At 29.3% G+C, this 26,312-nt stretch carries 17 protein-coding genes; 8 read left to right on the plus strand and 9 right to left on the minus strand.

The genetic code is table 11. The features are described from left to right. Nucleotides 1-28: 28 nt before the first annotated feature. Nucleotides 29-817, minus strand: coding sequence for an AraC family transcriptional regulator (locus Q4Q40_RS18100; RefSeq protein ID WP_303303379.1), 789 nt, complete (start codon nucleotides 815-817; stop codon nucleotides 29-31). 459 nt (nucleotides 818-1,276) lie between these two features. On the opposite strand from Q4Q40_RS18100, the gene Q4Q40_RS18105 reads away from it, so the two are divergent. After that, on the plus strand, nucleotides 1,277-3,061 hold the full coding sequence (locus tag Q4Q40_RS18105) for an FISUMP domain-containing protein (RefSeq protein ID WP_303303380.1): 1,785 nt from the start codon (nucleotides 1,277-1,279) through the stop codon (nucleotides 3,059-3,061). Between the two features lie 53 nt (nucleotides 3,062-3,114). Here Q4Q40_RS18105 and Q4Q40_RS18110 read toward each other — a convergent pair whose 3' ends face one another. Then, a complete protein-coding gene (locus Q4Q40_RS18110) occupies nucleotides 3,115-4,116 on the minus strand; it encodes a helix-turn-helix transcriptional regulator (protein ID WP_303303381.1) in 1,002 nt (333 codons plus the stop codon). Between the two features lie 174 nt (nucleotides 4,117-4,290). On the opposite strand from Q4Q40_RS18110, the gene Q4Q40_RS18115 reads away from it, so the two are divergent. From Q4Q40_RS18115 to Q4Q40_RS18125, 3 genes are all read left to right on the plus strand, one after another. Next, a complete protein-coding gene (locus Q4Q40_RS18115; protein ID WP_303303382.1) occupies nucleotides 4,291-6,606 on the plus strand; it encodes a TonB-dependent receptor in 2,316 nt (771 codons plus the stop codon). A 23-nt stretch (nucleotides 6,607-6,629) separates the two neighbouring features. Further along, a complete protein-coding gene (locus tag Q4Q40_RS18120; RefSeq protein WP_303303383.1) occupies nucleotides 6,630-7,859 on the plus strand; it encodes a DUF4374 domain-containing protein in 1,230 nt (409 codons plus the stop codon). Nucleotides 7,860-7,940: 81 nt separating this feature from the next. After that, on the plus strand, nucleotides 7,941-8,348 hold the full coding sequence (locus tag Q4Q40_RS18125) for a hypothetical protein (RefSeq protein WP_303303384.1): 408 nt from the start codon (nucleotides 7,941-7,943) through the stop codon (nucleotides 8,346-8,348). Between the two features lie 192 nt (nucleotides 8,349-8,540). Here Q4Q40_RS18125 and Q4Q40_RS18130 read toward each other — a convergent pair whose 3' ends face one another. The 7 genes from Q4Q40_RS18130 to Q4Q40_RS18160 all read right to left on the minus strand — a co-directional run bounded on the left by Q4Q40_RS18130 (nucleotide 8,541) and on the right by Q4Q40_RS18160 (nucleotide 18,104). Then, nucleotides 8,541-9,863: a hypothetical protein gene (locus tag Q4Q40_RS18130; RefSeq protein WP_303303385.1), complete on the minus strand. Its 1,323-nt coding sequence runs from the start codon at nucleotides 9,861-9,863 to the stop codon at nucleotides 8,541-8,543. A 253-nt stretch (nucleotides 9,864-10,116) separates the two neighbouring features. Further along, nucleotides 10,117-11,118, minus strand: a complete 1,002-nt coding sequence (locus Q4Q40_RS18135) for a helix-turn-helix domain-containing protein (protein WP_303303386.1) — start codon at nucleotides 11,116-11,118, stop codon at nucleotides 10,117-10,119. Nucleotides 11,119-11,208: 90 nt separating this feature from the next. Next, nucleotides 11,209-12,825 carry a PepSY-associated TM helix domain-containing protein gene (locus tag Q4Q40_RS18140; protein WP_303303387.1) on the minus strand — a complete coding sequence of 539 codons (1,617 nt, stop codon included), beginning with the start codon at nucleotides 12,823-12,825 and terminating at the stop codon, nucleotides 11,209-11,211. Between the two features lie 4 nt (nucleotides 12,826-12,829). Continuing rightward, a complete protein-coding gene (locus Q4Q40_RS18145; protein ID WP_303303388.1) occupies nucleotides 12,830-13,114 on the minus strand; it encodes a hypothetical protein in 285 nt (94 codons plus the stop codon). A 395-nt stretch (nucleotides 13,115-13,509) separates the two neighbouring features. Continuing rightward, on the minus strand, nucleotides 13,510-14,733 hold the full coding sequence (locus Q4Q40_RS18150; protein ID WP_303303389.1) for a DUF4374 domain-containing protein: 1,224 nt from the start codon (nucleotides 14,731-14,733) through the stop codon (nucleotides 13,510-13,512). 3 nt (nucleotides 14,734-14,736) lie between these two features. Then, nucleotides 14,737-17,118: a TonB-dependent receptor gene (locus Q4Q40_RS18155; RefSeq protein WP_303303390.1), complete on the minus strand. Its 2,382-nt coding sequence runs from the start codon at nucleotides 17,116-17,118 to the stop codon at nucleotides 14,737-14,739. A gap of 395 nt (nucleotides 17,119-17,513) precedes the next feature. Further along, complete coding sequence (locus Q4Q40_RS18160) at nucleotides 17,514-18,104, minus strand: RNA polymerase sigma factor (protein WP_303303391.1); 591 nt, start codon at nucleotides 18,102-18,104, stop codon at nucleotides 17,514-17,516. A 109-nt stretch (nucleotides 18,105-18,213) separates the two neighbouring features. Between Q4Q40_RS18160 and Q4Q40_RS18165 the strand changes: the two genes are divergently transcribed. The 4 genes from Q4Q40_RS18165 (at nucleotide 18,214) to Q4Q40_RS18180 (ending at nucleotide 26,299) form a co-directional block, all read left to right on the plus strand. Then, nucleotides 18,214-19,380, plus strand: a complete 1,167-nt coding sequence (locus tag Q4Q40_RS18165) for a FecR family protein (protein ID WP_303303392.1) — start codon at nucleotides 18,214-18,216, stop codon at nucleotides 19,378-19,380. 187 nt (nucleotides 19,381-19,567) lie between these two features. Next, a complete protein-coding gene (locus Q4Q40_RS18170; RefSeq protein WP_303303393.1) occupies nucleotides 19,568-22,987 on the plus strand; it encodes a TonB-dependent receptor in 3,420 nt (1,139 codons plus the stop codon). Nucleotides 22,988-23,016: 29 nt separating this feature from the next. Then, complete coding sequence (locus Q4Q40_RS18175; protein ID WP_303303394.1) at nucleotides 23,017-24,954, plus strand: RagB/SusD family nutrient uptake outer membrane protein; 1,938 nt, start codon at nucleotides 23,017-23,019, stop codon at nucleotides 24,952-24,954. A gap of 16 nt (nucleotides 24,955-24,970) precedes the next feature. Further along, the gene (locus Q4Q40_RS18180; protein WP_303303395.1) at nucleotides 24,971-26,299 is read left to right on the plus strand and encodes a DUF4959 domain-containing protein; all 1,329 of its coding nucleotides are present in this window, start codon (nucleotides 24,971-24,973) and stop codon (nucleotides 26,297-26,299) included. Nucleotides 26,300-26,312: the final 13 nt, after the last annotated feature.

The raw sequence follows: 26,312 nt of genomic DNA on the forward strand, positions 1-26,312 counted from the left end.
AAATTAGCCCGTAGTTTAGCTTATCTTATTATATTAGTCTAAACTCTTTCGGCTTAAACCCTGTATTAAATTTAAACGTTTTAATAAAATGACTCTGATCCGAAAAACCACAGAGAAAAGCTATTTCGGTCAAAGACATATTACTATTCTTTAGAAATAAAATTGCCTTTTCTACTTTAATCCTGCGCATGTATTCACCCAAAGTACAATTAAAATATTTTGAAAAGTATTTAGAAATGGTAACTGGATGAATTTGAAGTTCTTCTGATAGTTGTTTTAATGTAATAAACTCATCCCATCGATCACACAATAATTCTCTAATTGTATCAACCCATACAGGTTTCTGATCGGCTATATTTTTATTCCCTGAAAAAAAGGTAAGTAACGAAGAATGAATTGAATCTGAAGAAAATAAGTCGTTAACTTTTAGTTCTTTGTAAATTTTTAATAATTGAATCTGAACCGCTGTGTTTTTATGCATTGAAGCTTTAAAATCTGAAGTTGAAAGTTCATTTTTTGTAAAGAAACAATCACTAATTTCTATATTTAAATTCACAGACGGAAATGCTGTATGTCTATTTCGATGCACTTCATTTTTATTATATAACATAATGCTGCCAGGAAACACTTCAATATCTTTTCTTTTTCGGGATTCCAAATTACCTCCTTGTATTATCAAAGAAAGATGATACTCTTCATGTGAGTGCCAATCTTCAGATACAGGTTCTTTATACTTTACCATAGAAATATTATAATCTTTTAAAGAAAATTGATCCACTGTTTTTCCTAAAAACTCTTTTGACCTTAATAAATTCATTACTTGTAATATTCCTATTCTTACAACAATTTATAGTAATCTTTTTTGTTGTACAATAATGTTTTCAACATATAGTAGTCACAATAATCATTCCATACATGTTGTACTTCGCTACACCTCTACCCCTTACTCATCGTTTATTATTTTTTTATAATTAGGTATTCGTGAATCTCATACCTCGGTTCCAGCAAAGCATATCATATTACAATTTTAGAGCAACCTGTTAGAGAAAAAAATCAAAGAAGATAAATACTGATAAAAGCTTTTTACCAAATCAAAATTGAATAAAGCAGAACATTATAATTCAAAATAATTATAATCAGACATTTAAACTTGGAGTTTTATTGTATGAACATCTTAATGATAATATAAAATTAACATTCCTGTTCCCTCTCTTTAGTCATTAGTCTAATAATTTATACTATTTTAGATTTATATTAATCCTATTTATCCCTCAAAATGTTAAAAATTACTCCGTTTTTATTTTTAAGAAAATCTGCAATAATTATTATCCTATTAGTAGTTGGAAATTGCCATGCACAACGTAAGGAAATGAATGCCGCTAAAAAGGAATTAAAAGTAGGCAATATTTTTAAGGCTGTTAGGTTTGCATCATTGTCACTAAGTATGGATAGTGCAACTAAACGAATGATTAAAATAACACAAGAAATTATTGCTGAAAATCTAGATAACGCTTTAATTTTAAAACAAAGCCAGATTTTAGAATTTGATAAAATTGCAAGCAATTACCATCGTGATACATCTGTAATCTATAAAGACTCTATAGTATATAGTATAAAAGGGTTAATGGCATTGCAAGAACGTCTTGGAAATATTTCGGAAAACAAGCTACTTGCTACAAAAAAGCGTGGTAAAAATATTAGTGTACCAACCACAGATTATACTCCACAATTAAAGGCATCTTTAAGCGCCCTAAAAGAAATAAAAATTAGAGCAGCTAATGATTATCTAAAAGAAGCAAGAGCTAAAAGTAAGGCAGTAGATATAAGTGAATTGAAAATAGCATTTGAATACTATATTAAGGCTTCTAAATTAAATCCGTCTTTAGAATCTGAATTAAATAGTGAAAAAACATCAGTTGGAAATGTTATCGGTCAAATTATGCTTAAAGAAGCTAATTCAATGTTGAAAAAAAATGAAAATGTAGAACAAATAGCAAGTGCTTATGATATTTTACGATATGCAAAATTTTATTCATCTTCAGACAACATAAGTTTTAAACTAAAGCAAGTAAAGCTTAAACTTCTAAACACCTATTATTCTAAGGTTAGCAAGCTTTTAGTATTGGATAATTTATCTAAAGAACAGCTAAAAGCGATTGAAAAAGAGGAATACACAGGACATCCAAAAGATGAAAATGGGAACTATATTGTAGAAGGCCTTAAAGTCAGTATAGACCCATTTGCTAAAAAACAAGAAACCATTAACACTAAAACAAATAAACAAGGCTTTGTTGATAGTAAAAAACTTACCAATAAAGCACCTAATAAAAGTAAAACAGTAAGTATATTTAGCTTTAAAAATAGTTATAAGGCTCTAGAATATATTCAAAAATTAATGGAAATTGATCCTGATTATAAAAACATTAAATTAATCAAATCAATTGCTGAAAATAGAACCAGATATGTAGATGGTAGAAATAGTGAAACCTATAATACAGCTCAATTTGGTGATAAAATCTGGATGACTCGAAATTTAAATTATAGAGTTCCAGGTGCTGAATATCAGCTTCAATGTATCAATGAGTCTAAAACTGAAAAAAAAGAGCTAGGTTATTTTTATAATTGGTATACATTAACAAAATATAACAAGAACTCAAATACTATTAATACACAAGGACTTTGCCCTAAAGGGTGGCGTGTCCCGAACGATTCTGATTGGCAATCATTAATTAATGTAATTAATGCAGACAATAGTAAACTAAGTACATTTAATGCGCAATACGGAAGTTCAAATACAATTGCTAATCCATCTGGTGACAGGTGTACAAAATATATGAATGTACGCATTGGATTTTATTGGTCATCGGGTTTTACAAAAGAAACAATTAATAACACCAATATATTTGGTGTGAATTACACCACTTTTTCGGGAAATACTAAACGTGTTAGTAAATCTAACCCCACATTTCATAATAGTAATAAAAGCGGAGATGTTCAAGATGGTAATGAAAGAGCTAATAAATCTTTTATGAACTGTAGATGCGTAACAGATTTAGAATAATTTAAACTAATGATTGTAATAGAAAATTTCTATTAACATAACAGAGGTGTGATTTAAAGATTTTTAACCTTATTTCTTAACTTACTAGGTACATAGTTATACTTCTTTTTAAAAGCAACAGTAAAATGTTGTGGGTTTTTATAGCCAACCGCCACAGCTACATCAGATACATCAACATTATTTTTTACTAACATTTGTTTGGCTTTTTCCATTCTTAAATCTGTAAAATATCTAAAAACAGGCTTTTTATAAACTATCTTAAAATTTCTTTTTAACTTATATTCATTAACACCTATTAACTGAGATAAGTCACTTATAGTTATTGTTTTATGAATGTTTTTTTGAAGTATTTTTTCAGATTTTACTACTTGATTATATTCTATTTCATTTAGTTTTATTTCCTTTTTTTCAGTAGTTTGTGAATCCATTTCTGAGAATAAATAACTAAACAATTCTTTTACTTTAGATTCTAAATAAACCTGTTTAATTTCTTTTTGAAACGAACAATTAATAATATCACTAATGATGAGTAATAAATCTACTGGAATAACTTTACTTTCAGGAAATAGTTTATAGCTCGTTTTCTTTTTTAAAGATTTTATAAAAGAAGCATCTTTTTTTTCAAAATAATGTTTGAATGATTTCCTTAAATAATCTTCTGTAACTAGTATACTAAACTCTTTTCTCTTTTTTGATTTTAAACTAATAACGCCTTTAGGTTTTGGTAAATAAAAAAAATTATAACTCCCATTATTAATAGTAATAGACATTTCATTTTTATTATCGGGAATATACTCAAGCTTCCCTTCTATTTCAAAATGAACTTTTAAATAAGGAAAATCATGAGCTACCTCTAATAAAATTGGAGATGACAAATAATCTTTTCTCATATTAATTATAACACCATCTAATAAAATTTCTTTGTTTTTAGATTTTGAAAAATGAGTGTTCAAAGATGTTTTTACTTCATCAATCATTTCATTTTTTAAATCTGGTTGATATTCAGTTAAAACAGCTTCTTTATGATAATTTTTTATTTTAAAACTAGATATCATAAGTTGATATATTAAAGATGGTTTAATTATTAAAATGTACAAATACGTCTTTTTAAATCTCTTTCGCGTAAACAACAAATTCACTTCTACAATACATTTGTCGTTCTTTAGAATAAATATAAATAAGCGTAAATGTATAAAAATTATTTCTTCTTAATTGGTTTACTTTTTTTCATGACTAAATTAATTGGGCAATCTTCTATATCTGGGCATATATTAGATGTAAATGGAAAGAATTTATTAGGTGTTAATCTGCTTTTAAAAGGAACAGAACTTGGCACTATTAGTGATTACAATGGAAATTTTGAAATTAAAAAAGTACCCAATGGAAATTATAATTTAATAGTATCAAGCATTGGATACAAAAAACAAATCATCGCTATTACAATACATAACAAACCTGTTATTATAAAAATATTGATGTATGAAGAAAAAGAAGCCTTAAAAGAAGTTCTCTTAACAGGAAAAACACATCAACAGAAAAAAAGAGAAGCCCCTATTAAAATTGATGTTATAAGTGTAGATAAAATTTTAGAGCGCGCTACCCCTGTAACAACAATTATTAATCAAACCTCTGGTGTAAAAGTTAGGCAAAGTGCTGGTGTTGGTAGTCCAACAATTGTTAACATTAATGGATTACAAGGAGGTGCTATTCGTTTTTTTAAAAATGGAATTCCTACTGACTATTTAGGAAGAGCATTTCAAATTGGTTTAATTCCCTCTAATTTAATTTCGGATATTGAAATATACAAAGGCGTTTTACCTATTCAATTAGGTGCAGATGCTTTAGGTGGAGCAATAAATATTGTAACAAAAAAAACAGACCATAATTTTTTAAATACATCTTATTCTATAGGAGCCTTTAATACGCATGAAGCCAGTATTAATGCTAATTATTTAATACCTAAAACAAAAATTCAGGCTGGTTTAAGTAGTTATTATATCTACTCCAATAATAACTATAATTTTGAAGGCCCTGTTTTAAATGAAGAAACTCAAAATTACTCGTATGAAACTGTAGAAAGATTTCATGATGGTATAGAAACCGCTTTTGTTCAAGGTAATTTTGGAGTTCATGATACTAAATATGCTGATATATTAAATATTGAAATGTCTTATTTTAATTTTAATAAAGAAATTCAAACAGGAAATAACATTACTGTTGCTATAGGAGAAGCTACATTTAAAGAAACTAACAAAATAGGAAGTATCACCTACCAAAAAAAAATAACTTCCAATTTTAAAATTGATTTATTTTCTGCTTTTAGTAAAAAAAACACGATACAAAAAGATCTGTCTAATAATAAATACAATTGGCTTGGTGCTATTACTAGTACTGATAATTTTACAGGAGGTGAAACAGGCGATACAAAAACAGATAGCAATATTAATCAAGAAAGTTTTGTTGCCAGGCTTTTAGCTTCTTATAAAATTAATAAAAGCTTAGAACTAAAATTGAGTTCTACATATAATAGTAAAAACCAAGTAGGCACAGACCCTTACCAAAGCACAAATTTCACAACAGGAATTCAACCTATTACAATTCCATCTTATTATAAAAAAACAGTTTCGGGTATTAGTGCATATTCAAAATTATTTGAAGGGAAAATCACTAATGAATTTACCTTTAAACATTTTCATTTAAATACAGAATCTGCTAATATTTTTGGTGATGTTTTAACAACTGAAAAACATAATAGTTCTTTTGGTTGGGGAAACTCTACTAAATATAAGATAAATAGTGATGCTTTTCTCAGAATATCTTTTGAAAACACAACAAGAATACCTGAGTCTGAAGAATATTTTGGAGATAACCTATTTAATTTAAGTAACGCTAACCTAAATCCCGAAAAAAGCAAAAACTTAAATATCGGATATTACTCTAATTTAAATACATCAAAAACGCTTTTTTTAGACATAAATACCTTCTATAGAGATACTAATAATTTTATAAGAAAATTACCTGTAGGATTTGTGTTTACTCAAAATCAAAACACCGATACGCAAATAACAAAAGGTATAGAATCCTCTTTAAAATTAAAACTACAAAATAATTTTAGAGCAAACATATCAATTACTTACCAAGATATGCGTAGAGTTAATACAGGTGGATCTGCTATTGAAAATTCAAGAACTCCAAACACTCCTTATTTTTTTACGAACCTAAATGTTTTTAAAAATTATAAACATCCTTTTCGTTTACCTGTTTTTATAGACTTATACGCGAATTATAATTATACAGAACAATATTTATTAACAGCAACTTCAAAAATTTTAGAACCAGCTTTATTTGAAAGAGATATAAGCTTTACAGATTTAATTATACCTGAACAACACCAAGTAGATATTGGATTTACAGTTAAGTTAAAAAAATTACCAATTAGCATAAATACTGAAATATCAAACCTAATAAACTCAAAATTATACGATGAATTTAGAATACAAAAACCATCAAGAGCATTTAGGTTAAAAGTTACATATAAATTATAAATAAATTTTAAATTATGAGTACAATGAAAAATAGATTATTTCCATTAATCGCTATCGCCACAATAATAATGTCTTGCGGCAGCGATGATGATATTAACACTAATGGTGTTATAGAAAACGAAGCCTATGCCATGTTTATCCAAACAGATGCAGAAGCAAATACAGGGCTTTTAGTTCCGTTTAGCGAATTGCCAGCTGGAGAAATTGATGTATCAGCAATAACAAACGGAATTCAAATAAATGCCATAAGAACACCTGGAATAGGTTATGGAGGCGCCGTTTATAATTCAAATAACTCTGCTGGTAACTCAGGGATTCAAAAATTTTCATTAAGTGATGATAACACTTTTTTTGATGATGGTTTTATTCCCACAGGAGCTCAATACGCAAGTGGAAATATGTTTGGTTTAATTTCTAAAACTAAAGGTTATTATTCTAATAGCGATGTTAGTCAAACAGCTATGCAAATTTTTAATCCAGAAACGATGCAACGTACAGGTGAAATAGATTGTTCTACTGAGATTAATGCTATTAAAGATGAATTAGAAGATGTCGTTTCTACAAGTTTTGGCGGGTTTGTTATAGAAAGAGATGGTAAAGTGTTTACAGAAGTTTATTTTACTAATGAAAGTGGGTTTCAAGTAATCGATAAAACTTATGTTGCCGTATTTGACACAGCTACAGATACTTTAGATAAGATAATTGTATGGGATGATTATATATTATTAGGATATGGTTTAAAAAACACAAACTATATCAATTTTGATGAGGATAACAATTTATACTTAAATGGTTTTATCGGTAATTTTACAGATCCAGAAGGTCCTAATTTTAGAAGTTTAAGAATTAACAATAACGAAACAGATTTTGATACTACTTGGGATATTAACGCGCAAAGAGATTTTTCAAACGGAGAAAATTTTGCTTTAGGAGGCGCTATAATTAACAATAAAATGTATGTTAAAATGTTTGAGAATACTATAGGTAATGATTTTAGTGGTGTTGCTGCATTAGATTATTACGCTTATGAGATTGACTTAGATACTAAACAACCAACTAAAATTAATGACATTCCTGTTGGTTATTGGGTAAGTGTTTATGGTCCATCTTTATTTGATGATAAACCATACTTTGTTGTTGAAAATGATGATGAAGGAAAAGCATATTTCTATTCTTACGATACAGATTCTAATACATCTGAAAAAGAGATCACAATAATAGGTGGAAGTCCAACGCAAATAATAAAGTTATAATCCCAAAAATTTATATGCAAGTTGAACCCTTATATTCTTCTTAGCATTTTAGTTTTACAAATAAGATAAATAGATATTAAAATGAATAAACAAATAAAAATTACAATAATATGGAGCTTTATAGGTCTTGGACTTGGTATGCATTCTCTTTTAGAACAAAGCGAAGCTATTTTCTTTAAACCTTTATTAGAAGAACCTATAAGCGCTGGTATTCCTCCTTTTGCACATGTTATTTATATTCTAGCCATGATATTTCCTATGATTATGGCTTTTTTACATTTATTTTATACTAAAAAAGGATTCCTTATTTTTTCAATGGTGTATGCTGGACTTTTATCCATATTAAATATATTTCACGTGATTGAAACTTTAATGGTTAATATTGGTAATATCTCTCAAATAATATTATTACTTTTTGTTGCTATAGCGAATATAGCTTTGATATTTTTATTAAATAAATATAAAAAAGAGGTTATTCTTCCTAATTAAATAAAACAATTACAAAAGCTCGGTAAGGGAAAGATGTTTTTATCTACTACTTACTGAGCTTTGTAATTATTTGGAAATACTAGTCTTGATATCACACGCTATACCACATTACCACTTCGCTCCTTTCGTCGCTTCGCTTCGAGAAAAGTTTACTTTGCAACAAAAAAGCCAATCTTTTTAAAAATAACGAATTTAATAACTAACTACCCCTTTGGCATATAAAAAATCTGAATTTAAAGATTTTGATATATTTTTAACTGTACCATCAATGGCATTTTGAATTAATGATAAGTCGGAAGGTCTTGTCTCTGGTTTTGTTCTATAAGGCAATCCTCTGCTTTCCTTTTTAGTAAGTGCCTTATCATTTCCAGTAAGCTTATACCACTTAGTGTACCAATTTGATGAACCTTGAAAAGTTTCTGAATACTTAATTTCCCCAGTAGAATTATCAACAATTTCGACAAAGACTTTTGTTTTTGATGAGCTTTCCATACTAAAATAAGTTACACTTGCTCTTACTGTGCTCATTATTTCATTACCGTCCTTATCTTTTCCAGTAACAATCTCTCGCTCATAATTTGCATTTTCCGATTCTGTACCACTATGATCTACAAATATGTCGCTTACAGCTAAATTAATTATAAAATCTGTAGGTACTGATTCTGATACTAGCCGAATGTGTCTCATACGTTCACCGTTAAAAGAAGAGGACAACTCATCTTTTATCATTAATTGCAAGGACTTATCAAGTCTTTTATATGTTGAAGACCGAATGGTTTCTGGATATACGGTAACATTATAAATCGATTTTTCTACCGCTATATCTTCTCTGTCTTTGGCATCTTCATAATTCTCTTCATAAGCTTGAACAATGGCATAATAAGAACTGATTTTTTTCCAGTCAGCTTTTTTAGTTGCTGTTGTCTCTTTTTGAACAGCTAAATTATAATAACAAGGAGCTATTAAGTTTGCTGTATGATTATAAGCTTGGAGAGCCTTATTCATTTCTTCCTTATTATATGGTAAAACTTCATATTCTAATAAATTATCATTAGATAATTTAATCTTATTTAATTTTTGTAAATACTTTAAATAATCAATATAGCATTTTTCTGTTTTTGCTTTTTCAATAAAGCTTTGTTTACTAAGTGCCTCTCTGATACTATCCATTTCATCATTAACTGCAGCCATTGCCTCTTTCGACAAATCTGGTGTAAATTTTTTTTTATACCTTTTTATCTGTCTGTTTTTTGTGGCTTTAGACAGTCCTAACATATAATGATGCAATGCCGTTTTTATATTTCCGTTTTTTAAATACTTTTTTGCATTAGACTTATGTTTTACAAGAGAAAGATTTTTGTTTACATAATTTATAAAAGCCCAATGGCTTGGGTTATCTTTCAATGATTTTTTAGTAATTATTTTTAATTTGTCATCATCAGACAATTGGCTCTGAGCGAATAAAAAGGGACTAGATAGTAGTACAAAAGACAGAAATAAAAACAGTAATCTCATAATTATTTTTTGGATTTATATTAATTCAACGTACCAAAAATAATCTCTGAATACTTTACTTAATTACGGGTACCCATAAAAGGATCCATATAAATTAAAAATGTTTTATAAACCAGGATGCAAAGCGCAGTAATACTTACTGGTATTATAGAAAACAACATTAATTCCATTCACTTTCTCCTTTTCTACAAAAAGAATATTGCATTACATATCAATCATATTGAGTTTTACCTTATTTATAGATTTCTACTACCTAATGCTTTTTTAACTCACTTGGTAAATAATTAAATTTTCTTTTAAAAGCTACTGTAAAATGCTTAGGATATTTATAACCAACAGCATAGGCAACTTCAGAAATACTCATGTCATTTTGAAGTAATAAATCGCTGGCTTTTTTCATCCTCAAATCTGTTAAATATGTAAAAATTGTTTTTCCTGTAACGATCTTGAAATTCTTTTTTAATTTACTTTTATTAACTCCAGACATTTTTGCAAGTTTATCTATAGTTAAATATTCTGCTAAGTTTTCTACTAATATTTTTTCAACATCAACAATCATCTGCCTGTCATTAACACTTATACTAAACAATTCATCAACAGGTTCTTGTAATTGATTTAATTGAGTAAAAATATAGCTAAAAACCTCTTTAATTTTAGATTCTATGTATACTTCTTTAATCTCTTTCTCAAAAGAACATTTAATAATATCATTTGCAATAACTAATAAATAACTTGGAATAAAAGGGCTTTTTTTAAACATAACAAAAAAAACATTTTCTTGAAGTGCTCTACCAAATCTATTACTTATTTTGTTAAAATTGGATTTAAATGTATCTCGTAAAAATTGTTCAGTCACCACAATTTCTAAAGATCTAACTTTAGATTTTTTTAATGTAATTGTTCCTTTTACTTTAGGTAAATAAAAGAAATTATATCTCCCCGAATCAACAAAGACAACATCCTCTTCATGATGTTCTGATGCATAAAACATGCTTCCCTGAAGTTCAAAATGTACTTTTATAAAAGGAAAAGGGTAATCAATATCAATATTTACAGGTGGTGTTATAGTTGAATCTCTAAGCACCAAACTTGCACCTTTTAATAAAATTTCTTTATACTCTGATTTGAAAAAATCGGTCTGAATGATTTCTTTTGTTTCTAAAAAGCTATTTTTTTCTAAATCAATATTCAGCTCATTTCTAATTTCATCTCCATTATTAGTCTTTACTGTAAATTTTGACTTTTTATCCCCCATATGATATTTACTTAAGAAACATCAAATTTAAGTTAAATCAGATTTAAAAATAGTAATGTTTATTTTTTTGTTTCAATCAATCATAAAAGTTTAAGCTGATAGAGAAGTAGTAGCGTTCTTTTTTGATTTCTTTGTAAGTATAAGCCCCATAAAAGTTATCAATCCAAAAAGCGCCCAACTTATATCTATAAAAAAAGAATCTTTATAACCTTTATCTAAAGAACTCCAAAACCATAAACCCGATTGAAATCCATTTAAAAGAGGAACAAAAACTCCTAATAACGCTGCGATTATAAGAGCATTTCTTGTGATTGTTTTTAAGTTGTTTGAGAGATATGCATAAAACGTATAGACCAACCAGAATATGAAGAATACCCCTGTAATAATATTAAAACGATTTTCTATATTTTGTGGAAATATTTTTGCTACACAAAATAATAAAGCGAAAGATGGAAATAATCCCATGCAAATACCCGTATAAATTGCTACAACAGATTTATTAAATTTCTTTTTGATTAAATGTTTTTTATTATTCCTAGCTTCTAACCATAACATAACACCAGATTGAATAACAAAACATGTAAGCATAGCTAAGAGAAAATAAATGATTTTCACAAAATATCCACCAAATGCTCCAAAATGAAAAACATGAAGTAGATATAACACACTTTCTTGATAGGTTACCTTATTAAATGGTTTTTTTTCTACAATACTTGCATCTGATACATTATAAATAATATGGGCACTTTCAAATATCGATTTTTCTTGTTTTTCTATAAATAAAAAAGATGCACGAGCATTTTTGTAATTAAAATTAGTAATATTTACAAAAGAAAGCCTATAATCATCTACTCTAAGCTCATCTTTAGCTTTTTTAAATATTAAGTTAAGATTTTCTCTGTTTTTTAAAGGTTCCTCTATTCTATTTTCATACTTACTTGAGGGCGCTATATACTCCATTAATCCTCCTTGTTCTCCATTAAAAAGCACATTAGCTGTAGGAATAAATACGATTATAGAAAGTGAAAAAAAAGCACCAGTAATAGCGTACATTAACTGAAAAGGCAAGCCAATAATACCTAATGCTGTATGACCTGAAGACCATAACTGTTTTATTGAATTTTTAATACGAAATGAAAAAAACATAGGTACTATTTTTTTCCAATGTATTATAGTACCTGCAATAATGGATAAAAAGAAAAACATAGCTAAAATACCCGAAAGGTAAACGCCAATTTTAGGAATAGGCTCAAAGTAATGTAACTCATAAATAAAAGTACCGAGAAAACCATGTTGTTCAATACTTTTATTATCTGTGATTTTATAAGTATTTGGGTCAAGTTTTAGTGAAATTAATTCATTTTCTTTTTGAGTTAAAGCACCTCTATTATTTGCAGTTGATAAGGAATCTTTCTTTTTCGATGGTTGAGAAAGCACCATGATATAAGGTTTAGGATCATCCCCAGAGCCAATAAAAATATTTCTACCATCTAAGACATATCCTTCATTATCAAGAACCGATAATGTTTTTTCATAATCTATAGCAATAGCTTCAGGCTTTTTTACATTTGCCTCCCATCTATTTATGTTTGTTTTAAACAAAGCAAAAGCGCCTGCAAAAAAACAAATAAAAAGCCCTACAGCAATAGTTATACTACTTACTGTATGTAGGTTATAAAAAACATTATAAATTCTTTTATCTTTCATATTTTTAGGACTTTGCATAATAAATATATAACACTGAAAATAAAATGATTACTAACAAAATCAACCAACTAACCCACACCTTTTTTATCCAATAAACAAGCACCATAAAAAATCCCCAAAGAATAAATATTGAAAATAGAGATGTTGGAACAACATAAGCGAATCCTATAAAAAAAGCGAGAGCTAAATGAAAATTAATAGAAGCTACAGGAGCTATTAAAGTAACTGCAATAATTTTACTTGCTCTAGTCCAATTAGATTTTGTTAAATATTTTTTATTTGCTGGCATTACATGGTATTTACTATAAATTCTAAGCCAATTATTAGTATGACTATTAATAAAAAATGTGAAATTTTAATACAGTTATATGGAGCAAACAATACCACCAAACCCAACATTAACATGTAAAGTAATGTGATTATTGAAATACCTATGGTTATACCAGAACTATAACAAAATAGTATTGCGGAAATAATAAATAATAGCCCCGAAATAAAACGAACTATTATTCTTTTATTAGCAATAGAACGTGTAAATCCTGTTTTATTAAATTCTATTCTGTTAGACGTTATATAAAAACCCCAAACCGATAAGAAAGAAAATATGATGGCTAAACTATACATTGAATATAAAAAATAAAAGCCTCAAAGTAACTTGTGCTACTTTGAGACGATATTAATATTTTACTCATTTATTTTAACCAATTGGCAAGGCATGCCTCCTTCAAAAGTAATCGCTTCAAGAACTTCGCCTGTAGTTAAATTATAGGTATAATATCCTTGATATGTATCACTTGAAACTAGAAAATAAATTAATCCATCTATTTCTGTAGGGCCATGATTTCCATATTGTTGCCCTCCACTACTTGGGATTTCTTCAATTTTTGTTGCAACAGAAGTATTATTAATATCTATAATATAAAACTCCCCATCTATATTTGTAAAATTACTATAATCTGGAGCCATTCCTTCAGACTTTAATTTAACGTACAATTTATCTCCTGAAACTGCTGGACCACCTAATAAAAAGCTTCCTTCTTCTCCTATTATTTCATTAAAATCAACTTCCCAAGAAGCATCAAAATCTGTTTCTCCTGCATTGATACGAATACATTTAGAACCTATTTCGTTGGCTATTCCAATAGGAGCAGCTAAATAAATAGTTCCATTATCTGCTTTGGTTACAAAATTTGTATTTTTTCTATCATATCCAAGATAAAGGTAATCGTTATATTCTGCCATATTTACAAACTCATTTGTATTTGTATCTATAACCGCAACATACGTTTTATCGAAAGCATGAACTCCAGATGCGTTAAAAAAGAATACTTGTGTATAAAGAAAACCTTCACTTGCTACCATAAAAGAGCCTAAACGTGTTAAAACAACATCATCTGTCATATAAGGTGCCATTTTATCTGCAATGTCAATTTCACCTGTACGTTGCATCGTTTCTGGATTAAATGTTTGAATAGCTGTTCTACTTCTATCAGAATCTGTATAGTACCCTGCTGTTTCACTTATCATTTCAAAAATAAAAGCACTTTCTCCTACAGATATAAAACCAGCATCGGATAAAGAATTGTCTTCATAAGTAAATTTTTGAATTCCAGAATCTCCAGTATTATTAGAGGTATTATATATAGCCCCTTTATAAGAGATGCCTGCTGTTCTTGCTGCTCCAATTAAATTGTATGATTCATCTGTTGGATTAATATCTCCAGATAACATTTCTTCTGAAGTTAAAATTAAACCACTACTATCTGATGTATCTGTAATTAACCAAAAGGCGTAGCCAGTAGTTGTTTCATTTCCTTCATTTGGAGTATCATCGTTATTTGAACAATTGAAAAAGAATAGAACTGTAAGAGCTATTGTAGTTAAAAATTTAAAGTTTATAATTTTCATAATTTAATTATTTATTGAATATCTAAGTTTTATATTAAAATTTCTTCCTGGTTTCTGTACTCTAAAACCATCGTATATTTCGGCATTAAACACATTGTTTGTTTCTAAATTAACCCATAAAGGAAGTTTCTTTACTTTATAAGTGAGTCCTAAATTGATTAAGTTTTGTGTAGGGATAAGATTAGATTCAGAATTAGCATTTCCAAAAAGTGAGGGTTCTTCAGATTTTGGAATGGCGTTTAATAAATACTGTTCTGTGAAGTTGTAATTCCCATAAAACTCAAAAGAGCCTCTTAAAATTTCTCTTTTAAGTTTATAATTTATGCCAAAACTACCGAAGAAATAAGGAATATTGGGTCTTCTAGAATCTGTAAGTAGTATATCTCCACTGTTTTCAATATTCTTACGCCTTATATTTTGATATGTAAGAGATACATTATAATTAAGTTGGGGAATGGGGTTTGATTTTAAAGTAAATTCTGCTCCTAGTATTTGAGTGTCATCAGTATTCTTATATTGACTTTGATAAAGAGAATAGGCTTGCAAAATAACATTATTTTCTATAAACCTATAAAAAGAATTAAAATCGAACCACAACGTTTTTACTTCATTTAGATGCGTATAAAAGCCTAAGTTTAAATTATTACTTCTTTCTGGTTTTAATGCTGTATTTCCAAGAATATCTGATTCTGAATCACCAAAATATTCTAGCATATTAGGTATTCTTGTTGAGTTCTCGTACGATACCCGTATAAATTGATGGTTGTTTATTTTATATTTTATAGAATTCCCTATACCATAACTCGCATTAGATAAACTCTTAATCTCACCATAATCTACAATAGTGGGTGTTACTGCAGATCCATTAATACCAAATCTTTTTAGAGTGAGCACATTAGATATTTTCCCGTTAAAAAACTTAGAAGTAAAACCTAAACCTGTTACATTTTTAGTGTATTTGGATGGCGTATTAAGAAAATCTATACCATTTTCTTCTATTTGAAAAGGATTACTACCTGTTCGCTTGGTATTTGTATAATTATGATTAAAATTAAACTGATGGCTTTTGTTCAATTTATAAGTTAAATTTATTCTACCAACCGTATTTTTAAAATTTAAAGACTCATAAGATTGTGATTCATCATCTGATTCTCCTGAATGATTTTCAGTTTCATATGGTGTTGCTTCACCATACCAATTATAATAATTTTCGGGGGTATCATCATACAAAGAACTAATTTTACTATAAGCTCCAAAAATATCAATATTTAATTTTCCAAGTTTCTTTATGTAATGCGTATTAAAAATAGCTGCATTTTCAGAATACGTTACTTCTCCATATACTTGACGCATCCAAATATCGCTTTGTCTATCCGAATGCATATCAGAAAAAGCAATCCCTAATTCTAATAAATCAGCAATTTTAGTATGCTTTATCCCTGTTTTAAATTCTGCAAAAGTACTTTTTGCTGCACTATGAAATCTATTTACATGTTCTTCTTGTAGAACAGCTGTTTCTTCATCAGGGATATCAACTAAAATTTTATAATCATTGTCAGACGTAACATAATATGAAGATAAACCTATAAATAATTTTGTTTTAGGAATTTTGTAATAGCCATTAACATTAAATTGGTGGCTGTTAAATGCCCCAAAACTATACGAAGCGGTTAATCCATTATTTCTATAATCATTAGATATTAAATTAACAGCTCCACCTAAAGCATCAGCCCCTAATGCTGTTGGTAAAACACCTTTGTAAATTTCTATATTTTTAAGCTGATCTGTTGGAAGAAAACTAAGGTTGAACGCTTTTCCAAGATAATCAAGAGGAATGCCATCTCTAAAAAAACGAATATCATCTCCCTGCATCCCATTAAGGTTTATTATAGTACTTCCTCCTACGGCTCCATTTTGACGAATATTTACACCAGATACTTGTTTTAAAATTTGTGGTAAAGAAATAGCTCGTCTCTGGAGTTCCTTTATATCTATAACTTCTATTTTAACAGGTGCCTCTCTTTGTCTTTGCGTTTTACTCTTATCTACAAGAATGACTTCTTCTAAAATTTCATCTTGATGCTCAATACTTACATTTAATATATTTTGGTTGTCTTTTTTAGGTTTGAAGAATATGTTTTTACTTTTATAACCATACAATGAAAAATTAATATTCAAATCGTTAATTTGAATATTATTAAACTCGTAATTTCCATTTGCATTAGTAACTACAGCTGTATTAGTTTCTATTATATCTACAAGAACACCACTTAAAGGAACACCAGAAGTAGTTGTTACAACACCTTTTATAGTAGTTGTTTGTGAATTTAAAGAAATACAAAATATTAAAGTGAAAATGAAAAAAATAAACTGCTTAACCCCCATCGAAAATAATAAAATTTATTTCCGGCAAATTTATTTACATAAAAACAACTATAAATCTGAATAAGGTTTTAATAATACCGAATAAGGTTTTTGTTTTTACTTATTCTAAATAAGAATAATACGGTTTCTAAAAAATATTTGAATAGAATACTATGTTTTTATATACTGTTTAGACTGATAAAAGATGGAATATTATATATCATTTCATTGTGATTTTCAGTTTACAAGTAACTTTGTTGTAAAATTCTATTTCATACACATTTCCACTTCACTCCTATCCTTTCGGCTACGTTTAGAACAGACTTGTTTCAAACAAAGCGTATTCCATACCATCATCTCCACATAATTTTTAATAATCTAAAACTACTCTTGACATCAAACCAGCAGCAACCCCACTAGGTGAACTTTAGTAATCTACAAAGTTGAAATAATATAAATTTAATTTTCTTTTTAGCTTCTTTTCTAATCAAAGAAAACCCCTTTGTAATATGTTTTTCTACCGATTTAACAGTAACTCCCAAGTAATTCGCGATTTCAATATTGGTAAGTCCTTCTTTTTTACTCAAAATAAAAACTTGTTTACATTTTGGAGGTAATTTTTCAATTTCAGAATTCACCAAAGAAATTTTTTCTTTTAAAATACTGTCGTTTTTATGGTCAATTACATTATTTAAATTTTCTATAAAAATTCTACCCAATGTTGATATTGATTTGTCTTTATGGTACCTATTTACAAATTCATTATAAACAGATTTATATAAAAAATTCTTTATCGAATAAGAAGAGTTGAGTTTTTTTCGAAATTCCCAAGTCTTTAAAAATACAACCTGAACAATATCTTGGGATGAATAATGATTTTTAGTTAAACTTAAAGCATATGCAAATAGCTTTTTATAATACGTATCAACTAGAAAAGAATATGCTTTTTCGTCTTCTTTAATTAAAGATTCTATCAAGAATTTGTTATCAAAAAAGTCTTTGGGCATTTTTAATTATAATTAAATTTTAATGAAAAATACTAAAATATTTTAAAATCAGGTGGGGTTTTAAAAATAAGCCTTGTTATATATATAAATACTAACATAAAGTATCAAAATGATAAATCCAAAAATCAAAAAACTCTTAGTTAGATACGTTACAGACTCATTAACTGATAATGAGGAAGATATACTTTTAGAGTGGTTGACTTTTTCTAAAAACAGGTTGTTATTTAAGAACTATATACAAATCAATTATGCCATTAACTATAATTTAAATGATATTGATACTAATGATATTAAAAAGATGTTGTTTTTGAAAATACGAAAAGACAAGTCTATTTATTATAAATATAACCTTAATACTGTTTTTAAGTATGCAGCACTGTTCATTATATTTCTTGGTTTGGGTTATGCATATCAACAAGATTATTTTAGAAATAAAATAGAACAGCCAAAATTAAATATTCCAAATGAAGCCATTACACTTCAATTAGATAATGGGGAAATTAAAATTTTAAATGAAGAAAAAACATCTGAAGTTAAAGATGAAAAAGGAAACATATTAGGTACACAGAATAAAACAAAATTGGTTTATAAGTCTAAAAATAACACAGAGAAATATTCATTTGTTTATAACACATTATTCGTCCCTTATGGTAAGCAATTTGAAATCCAATTATCAGAAGGTACTACCGTTTTTCTTAATTCGGGAACTACATTTAAATACCCAGTGGAGTTTATCGAAGGTAAAGATCGTTTAGTTTATGTTGAAGGAGAAGCTTTCTTCGAGGTAGTAAAGAATGTAGAGCATCCATTCATAGTTAACGCAAACGATATCAATATTCAAGTACTAGGAACAAAGTTTAATGTATCATCTTATAAAGAAGACATGAGCATTAATACAGTATTAGTTGAAGGCGCTGTCAATTTATACGATAAAGAGAGTACTTATAATACCAAAACAGCAATAGTTTTAAAGCCTGGTTATAAAGCAACCTGGAATAAATCTAATAATGAAGCACTAATCGAAAAAGTAGATGTTGAATTATATTCTGCATGGATTGATGGTAAAATTGTTTTTAGACATATGGCTTTTAATGACATAATAAAAATACTAGAACGCCACTACAATATCGATATAATTAATAATAATAAAATCTTAGGAGATAAGCTTTTTACCGCAAACTTTGATATTGAATCAATCGATCAGGTTCTTAAATCATTTAACGAAAATCATTCGATAGCGTATAGCATTGAAAATAACCAAGTAATAATTAATTAAACCTAAACTAAATAAAAAACTACAGATGACTTAAAAACACATTAAAAACCTTCGGAACAATCACTATATCGATTATTTAAATTAAAAGAAGAAATCAAATAAAAAACGAAAGATGCTACCAACATCTTTCGATTTTATAATAGTGGCCAAAAATCATTAATTAACCAGCTAAATACAAAGCAAAAATATGAAAAAATCATTTATGGCGGATAGGTTTGTCCCTTTGCCATTAAAATTTGACTTAAAAATGAAACTTACTACTTTTTTCTTAATAGTTTCTTTATTTCAAATTCAAGCTAATGAATTGTACTCCCAAAAGGCAAAAGTTACTTTAAATCTTGAAAATGTAAGCTTGGAAAGAGTTTTAATTGAAATTGAGTCCTTAACGGAATTTAAAATTTTATACAGTGATAATGACATTGATTACAAGAAAATAGTATCTGTAAAACATAAGAATGAGTATGTTACAAAAGTTTTAAAAAAATTATTTGTAAACACAAATATTGTTTTTAAAGTTATTGACAAGCAAATAATTTTGAAATTAAATTCTGAAAACGAAATTAAACATATTGCCCCCCTTAACAATGTTAGTTTCGATATTCAAGAAAAAGTAATTTCGGGTATCGTTACAGACGAATTTGGTGTACCATTACCTGGAACAAGTGTTTTGGTAGAAGGAACATCAAAAGGTACCAGTACAGACTTTGATGGTGAATATAAATTAAAAGTTTCTAATGGAGATACGTTATTATTCTCATACGTTGGCTATTCAGCTATAAGAGTTATAGTAAATGATCAAAATGTTATTAATGTAACATTAAAAGAAGATTCGGCTGCTTTAGATGAAGTGGTGGTGGTTGCTTTTGGAGAGCAAAAAAAGGAAAGTGTTGTCGCATCTATTACAACTGTAAAACCTAGTGAGCTTAAGGTGCCTTCTAGTAATTTAACCACGGCATTAGCAGGACGAGTTTCGGGGTTAATATCATATCAACGTAGTGGAGAACCAGGGCAAGACAATGCAGAGTTTTTTGTTCGTGGTATAACAACGTTTGGACATTCAAGAAGTCCACTTATTCTTTTAGATGGATTCGAAATTACCGCTAGTGAACTTGCAAGAGTACAGCCAGACGATATTGGTAGCTTTTCCATAATGAAAGATGCTACTGCAACGTCACTTTATGGAGCAAGAGGAGCTAATGGTGTCATATTAGTTAAAACAAAGGAAGGAAAAGAAGGAAAAGCCCAAATTTCTTTTAGATACGAATCCACTTCTTCACAACCTACACAAATACCTGAAGTTCTTGAAGGTGTCGATTATATGAAACTTTATAATCAAGCGCAATTTAATGATAACCCTTTTGCCCCTAATTTTTATTCTGTACAACGTATCGAAAACACAATAAATAACCTTAACCCCTATGCATACCCGAATGTAAATTGGTATGATGAGTTGTTTAAAAGCCAAGCAATAAATACAAGATATAATATAAATGCAACTGGTGGTGGTAAAGTAGTTAATTATTATTTAGCTGCTTCTTATAACAGAGATAATGGGCTTTTATCGGTCGATGAAAAGAATGACTTTAATTCTAATATTCAAATAGATAATTATAACCTTCGTTCTAATTTGAATATTAAATTAAGTGAAAAGACTAAGATAGGATTAAAAATTAATTCAGACTTTAGGAGGGCAAATACCCCTCTTATATCTGGAGCAAACGTTTTTACGAGTGTTATGTCTATTAACCCTGTTGAGTTTCCTAAGTACTTTGCGCCTGATGAAGCAAACCTTTTTACAAGGCATATTTTATTTGGTAATTCTGGAAATGGAGAATTCGTAAACCCTTATGCAGAAAGTGTAAAAGGGTTTACAGACTATTTTTCAACTACCGTATTATCTCAATTAACATTAGAATCGAAGATAACAAATAATTTAACCTTTACAGGGAATTTTACAATTCAATCTTTTGGAGAATTTTCGTCATCAAGAAGCTATACCCCATTTTATTATAGGTGGAAAGATTACGACCAAGTGGCCGATACTTATACTTTAGAACAAATTAATACAGACGGATCAGAGGCTCTAGGTGATGCAAGCGTATCACGTGATTCGAATTCGCGTAATTATTTTGAGGGGCGTTTATTATATAACAAAACGTTTAAAAAGAAGCATGCCGTTAGCGGTTTACTAGTTGGTCGAGCTGAAGAAAAGATGAATCAAGGAACAGGAACTGGTACATATTCTACTTTACCATCTCGTAATAATGGTATTTCTGGTAGGTTTACTTACGGTTTTGATTCCAGGTATTTATTTGAAGCCAACTTTGGTTATAATGGCTCTGAAAAATTTGCTGATAAGGAGCGTTATGGTTTTTTTCCAGCCATTGGTTTTGGGTATTTAATGTCTAACGAATCTTATTGGAAAGGTTTAGAAGATATTATTGATACCATGAAATTAAAATTCACTTACGGTTTAGTAGGAAATGACGCAATAACTTCAGCAGACGATCGCTTTTTCTTTTTATCACAAGTTAACACCTCAGGAGCTGGATATACATGGGGAGTAAATTTCCAAAATTCTAATCCTGGATACTCCGTAGAGAGATATGCAAACAGACTAATAACTTGGGAGGTTGCAGAAAAATACAATTTAGGACTGGAAATGAGTATTGCCAATTTTATTAATTTAAATGTAGACTTCTTTAAAGAAAACAGATCTGATATTTATTTACAACGTGATTTTATTCCAAGTTCTTTAGGCTTATCTGCAAATATTTACGGAAATGTGGGAAAAGCATCGTCTAAAGGTGTCGATGGATCTTTAGATTTCAACTATTCTTTTAATCAAGATTTTTGGATAAGTGGACGTTCTACATTTACCTATGCTACAAGTAAAATTATTGAAAACGAAAGTCAAATACTTTACGATTATCAAGATCGTAAAGGACATTCTGTAAATCAAGCATGGGGGTTAGTCGCAGAACGTTTATTTGTAGATCAAACCGAAATTGATAATTCACCAGAACAAACATTCGGTCCATATCAAGCTGGAGATATTAAATATAAAGATATTAATGGTGACGGTCTTATAAATGGCAACGACCAAGTTGCTATAGGGAACCCAACCAGTCCAGAAATTATTTATGGCTTTGGTATAACCTCTGGTTTTAAAGGATTCGATTTTTCTTTCTTTTTTCAAGGCTCCGCTAAATCGTCTTTTTTCATAGACTCCGAAGGTATTGCTCCCTTTGTAAACAGACGTAATGCTTTGCAAGTTGTAGCAAATGATTATTGGAGTATAAATAATCCAGACCCAGATGCATTTTGGCCTAGACTATCTGCTGCTCAAGTAGGTAATAATACCCAAACATCTACTTGGTGGTTAAGAGATGGCTCTTTTTTAAGACTTAAAAATATAGAAACGGGTTTTTCTATACCAGATGAAACATTAAAGAAATTAAACTTGAAGAAGCTAAGAATTTATGCTAGTGCTACTAATTTATTTACCATAAGCAAATTTGACCTATGGGATATAGAAATGGGAGGTGACGGATTGGGATATCCCATACAGCGAGTCATTAATATAGGTGTACAAGCCTCTTTATAACATGAAGTTATTTTTAAAAATAAAATAATATGAAAAAAATTATTAAATATATAAAAACCCTTACAATCATATTGTTAGGAGTATCATGTTCAGAATATTTAGATGTGGTGCCAGACAATACGGTAGAAGTAGAACATTTATTTGAAACAAAACAAAAAGCTATTTCTGCTTTAGCTACTTGTTATAGTTTTATGCCTTTTAATGACCATGTAAATAATAGCATGCAGTCTGCTGGCGATGAGTTTGTTCCAAGATTAGATCCAGATTGGGTTGATAGAAACAGAGGTATAAATATAATGAGAAGTGGATTTCAGGGAGCAAATGATCCTATATTGAATTTTTGGGATGGCAGAATATCAGGAACCGCACTTTACGATGGCATCCGAGTATGTAATACCTTTTTAAATAGTATTTCTAGAGTACCAGACATAACAGAAACTGAAAGAGTAGATTGGATTGCTCAAGTTAAATTCCTTAAAGGCTTTTATCACTTTTACCTAATAAATAGATATGGTCCAATTATAATAGCCGATGAAAACCTAGCACCATCTGAGGATCCCGAGTCAGTAAAACAATATAGACAGCCTGTAGATACTTGTTTTGATTATGTTATTAATTTATTTGACGAAGCTATTCCAGATTTAGATGAGAGTAGAACACAATCGTATCTTGGTCAAATAGATAAGACTATAGCCATGAGTATTAAGGCTAAAGTCCTTATGTATGCAGCAAGCCCACTTTTTAATGGAAATTCAGAATTCTATGGTTCGTTTATAAATGAAGAAGGTTCACCTTATTTTAATTTAGAAGAAGATCCAGAAAAATGGAAACTGGCATTAGATGCTACCGAAGAAGCTATTGCTCAAGCATTATCTGTTGGAAAATCAATGTATGTATATAATCAAGAACCTTATTTCTTTGATAGAGATGATTGGGAGGTATCTGGAATTATGAAACACGCATATAGCTTAAGATTTTCTATTGTAGAACCTTGGAATAATGAGCTTATTTGGGGGCTTTCTAATATAAATGATCGAAGTAGCGGGTTTACTTTTCAAACTGCTACTAATATACGTGCAGAAGGCAGCACAGTAACATCAAATGCTTGGCAATGGATGGGAGTAAGTCACCGTATGACCGAATTATTTTACACTAAAAATGGCGTTCCTATTAATGATGATAAAACATTTAATTATGAAAATAGGTTAAGCATTGGAGAAATTCCTGAAGATGATGATTATTTTAGAGGCTATTTGCAACCACTTGAGCGCACAGTTAATCTATACTTAAACAGAGAACCTCGTTTTTATGCCTGGTTGGGTACAGATAGAGGAATCTGGAGAGCACAACAAGCCCGTAATAATTTAAAAATGCGTTTTGGAGAAAGTCCAGGAGGACAAACGCATGCAACAGATTATTTTTGGACAGGTATTGGTGTAAAAAAGTTTGTGCACCCAGAAACAACATCCGATCAAGGATGGGAAACTACAACATTTTATCCCAGAGCAATAATGAGGTTATCAGAACTATATCTTATGAGAGCAGAAGCTCGTAATGAGTATAGTGGTCCAGAGCAACGTGTTTACGATGATTTAAATGTTATTAGAACACGAGCAGGAATTCCTAATATTGAAACAGTTTATAGTGATGCTAATATTGTTAAAAATACAGGAAAACATACCGATAAAGCTGGATTAAGAGATATTATTCATACAGAAAGAATGATTGAGCTAAGTTTTGAAGGACATCGTTATGATGATATTCGTAGATGGAAACGTGCGACTCAGTTTTTTATAGACCCTATTCTTGGTTGGAATGTAGACAAAGATTTAACAAGCGAATTTTACGAGTTAACAACCAAACAAACCCGTAACTGGATAACGCCGCGCGATTATTTATTTCCAATAATGTTAAACGAGTTAAGGCTAAACTCTAACCTAATCCAAAACCCAGGTTGGGATCGATAAATTAATAAGAATAATTATGAAAAAATATATATTTAATTATAAATCATATACTATAAAAGCCTTTATTTTTTTATGCTTCGGTATGTTAATAGTTCTTTGTTCTTGTAATGACGACGATACAAACGGAGACACTACCCCTCCAAAAGAAATTACTAATGTCACATTCGAACCAAGTAATGGAGGAGGCACATTTTTCTATGACGTTCCAGAAGATGAAGATGTATTACTTGTAAAAGCTGTATATAAACTAGATAGCGACAAAACTATTTTTAGATCAAGTAGCTTTTATACAGACTCTTTAAAAATAGATGGCTTAGGTTCTTTAAAGCCATACACCGTAGAACTGATTGCTGTAGATCGAACAGGTAACGAATCTAAACCAGTAATTCAAGAAGTAACACCTTTAACACCAACAACACAACTTGTTTTAACTACAGTAGAAATCATTCCGTCTTTTTCAAGTGTTTTTGTTAGATGGGAAAATCCCCAAAGAAAGAATGTTGTTATAGGGGTAAGTTATACAGTCAATAATTTTACTGTAATAAAGAAATTTGCTAGTAATGAGTTATCAGAAAGAATTTTAATTGATAATTTAGAAACCAGCCCTCATGATATTTCTGTTTTTATTGAAGATGATTTTGAGAATAAAACATCAGCAAAAGTTTTTAACATTAAACCACTAGGAGATGTTTTACTAGATAAAACTAAGTTTTCTTTTTTAAGAGATGAGTTGCTACCAGATGAGATGCATGAAACATGGGTAGAACTAGATGATCAAGGTATGGAAATAACACAAAACAGAACGGTTATTCGATCAGAAAAAGAAGGCGGTTTTGAAGGCAGTTGGAATGCAGAAGAACGTAACCCCGATGGCGAAATTCAATTTTTTTGGGACGGCATAGTAGACGATGGTATTCTAAGAAATAAAAACTTTTTTAGTACAGGACTATCTGGAAGCATACCGTTTTCTTATTATATCGATTTAGGAGAAGAAGTAGTCATGAGTCGTTTTAGAGTATGGCAGCAAGATTGGAACCAGATAGAAACTGGTAAAGATCAATCTGGAAATGCATACAGCAATGGAAATGTTGAGATCTTTGAATTATGGATAAGTAACGATAAAGTAAATTGGGAACGCATACGCAAAGCTATTATTGTTAAACCATTTGATGAAATTGAAGCCAAACAAGAAGCCTTAGATGGTCATCATTTCATTGTCTATGAAGAAGACCCCAGGTTCACAAAACCTTTTAGATACTTAGAATACAGAGGGCTTCAACGTTTTGATGAAGCTGACGGAACTTGTTATGCATCAGAGCTATCTATTTATGGTAATCCTAATTAAAACTTGGATTCCC

It is taken from the genome of Flavivirga jejuensis, assembly GCF_030540765.1.
GTDB classification, from domain to species: domain Bacteria; phylum Bacteroidota; class Bacteroidia; order Flavobacteriales; family Flavobacteriaceae; genus Flavivirga; species Flavivirga jejuensis.

What these genes read in the sequence shown, in the direction of transcription:
- Q4Q40_RS18175 (WP_303303394.1), top strand. Translation starts at nt 23,017, where the DNA reads ATGAAAAAAATTATTAAATATATAAAAACCCTTACAATCATATTGTTA.
- Q4Q40_RS18165 (WP_303303392.1), top strand. Translation starts at nt 18,214, where the DNA reads ATGATAAATCCAAAAATCAAAAAACTCTTAGTTAGATACGTTACAGAC.
- Q4Q40_RS18160 (WP_303303391.1), bottom strand. Translation starts at nt 18,104, where the DNA reads ATGCCCAAAGACTTTTTTGATAACAAATTCTTGATAGAATCTTTAATT.
- Q4Q40_RS18150 (WP_303303389.1), bottom strand. Translation starts at nt 14,733, where the DNA reads ATGAAAATTATAAACTTTAAATTTTTAACTACAATAGCTCTTACAGTT.
- Q4Q40_RS18100 (WP_303303379.1), bottom strand. Translation starts at nt 817, where the DNA reads ATGAATTTATTAAGGTCAAAAGAGTTTTTAGGAAAAACAGTGGATCAA.
- Q4Q40_RS18170 (WP_303303393.1), top strand. Translation starts at nt 19,568, where the DNA reads ATGAAAAAATCATTTATGGCGGATAGGTTTGTCCCTTTGCCATTAAAA.
- Q4Q40_RS18135 (WP_303303386.1), bottom strand. Translation starts at nt 11,118, where the DNA reads ATGGGGGATAAAAAGTCAAAATTTACAGTAAAGACTAATAATGGAGAT.
- Q4Q40_RS18130 (WP_303303385.1), bottom strand. Translation starts at nt 9,863, where the DNA reads ATGAGATTACTGTTTTTATTTCTGTCTTTTGTACTACTATCTAGTCCC.
- Q4Q40_RS18140 (WP_303303387.1), bottom strand. Translation starts at nt 12,825, where the DNA reads ATGAAAGATAAAAGAATTTATAATGTTTTTTATAACCTACATACAGTA.
- Q4Q40_RS18145 (WP_303303388.1), bottom strand. Translation starts at nt 13,114, where the DNA reads ATGCCAGCAAATAAAAAATATTTAACAAAATCTAATTGGACTAGAGCA.
- Q4Q40_RS18125 (WP_303303384.1), top strand. Translation starts at nt 7,941, where the DNA reads ATGAATAAACAAATAAAAATTACAATAATATGGAGCTTTATAGGTCTT.
- Q4Q40_RS18155 (WP_303303390.1), bottom strand. Translation starts at nt 17,118, where the DNA reads ATGGGGGTTAAGCAGTTTATTTTTTTCATTTTCACTTTAATATTTTGT.
- Q4Q40_RS18180 (WP_303303395.1), top strand. Translation starts at nt 24,971, where the DNA reads ATGAAAAAATATATATTTAATTATAAATCATATACTATAAAAGCCTTT.
- Q4Q40_RS18110 (WP_303303381.1), bottom strand. Translation starts at nt 4,116, where the DNA reads ATGATATCTAGTTTTAAAATAAAAAATTATCATAAAGAAGCTGTTTTA.
- Q4Q40_RS18105 (WP_303303380.1), top strand. Translation starts at nt 1,277, where the DNA reads ATGTTAAAAATTACTCCGTTTTTATTTTTAAGAAAATCTGCAATAATT.
- Q4Q40_RS18120 (WP_303303383.1), top strand. Translation starts at nt 6,630, where the DNA reads ATGAAAAATAGATTATTTCCATTAATCGCTATCGCCACAATAATAATG.
- Q4Q40_RS18115 (WP_303303382.1), top strand. Translation starts at nt 4,291, where the DNA reads ATGACTAAATTAATTGGGCAATCTTCTATATCTGGGCATATATTAGAT.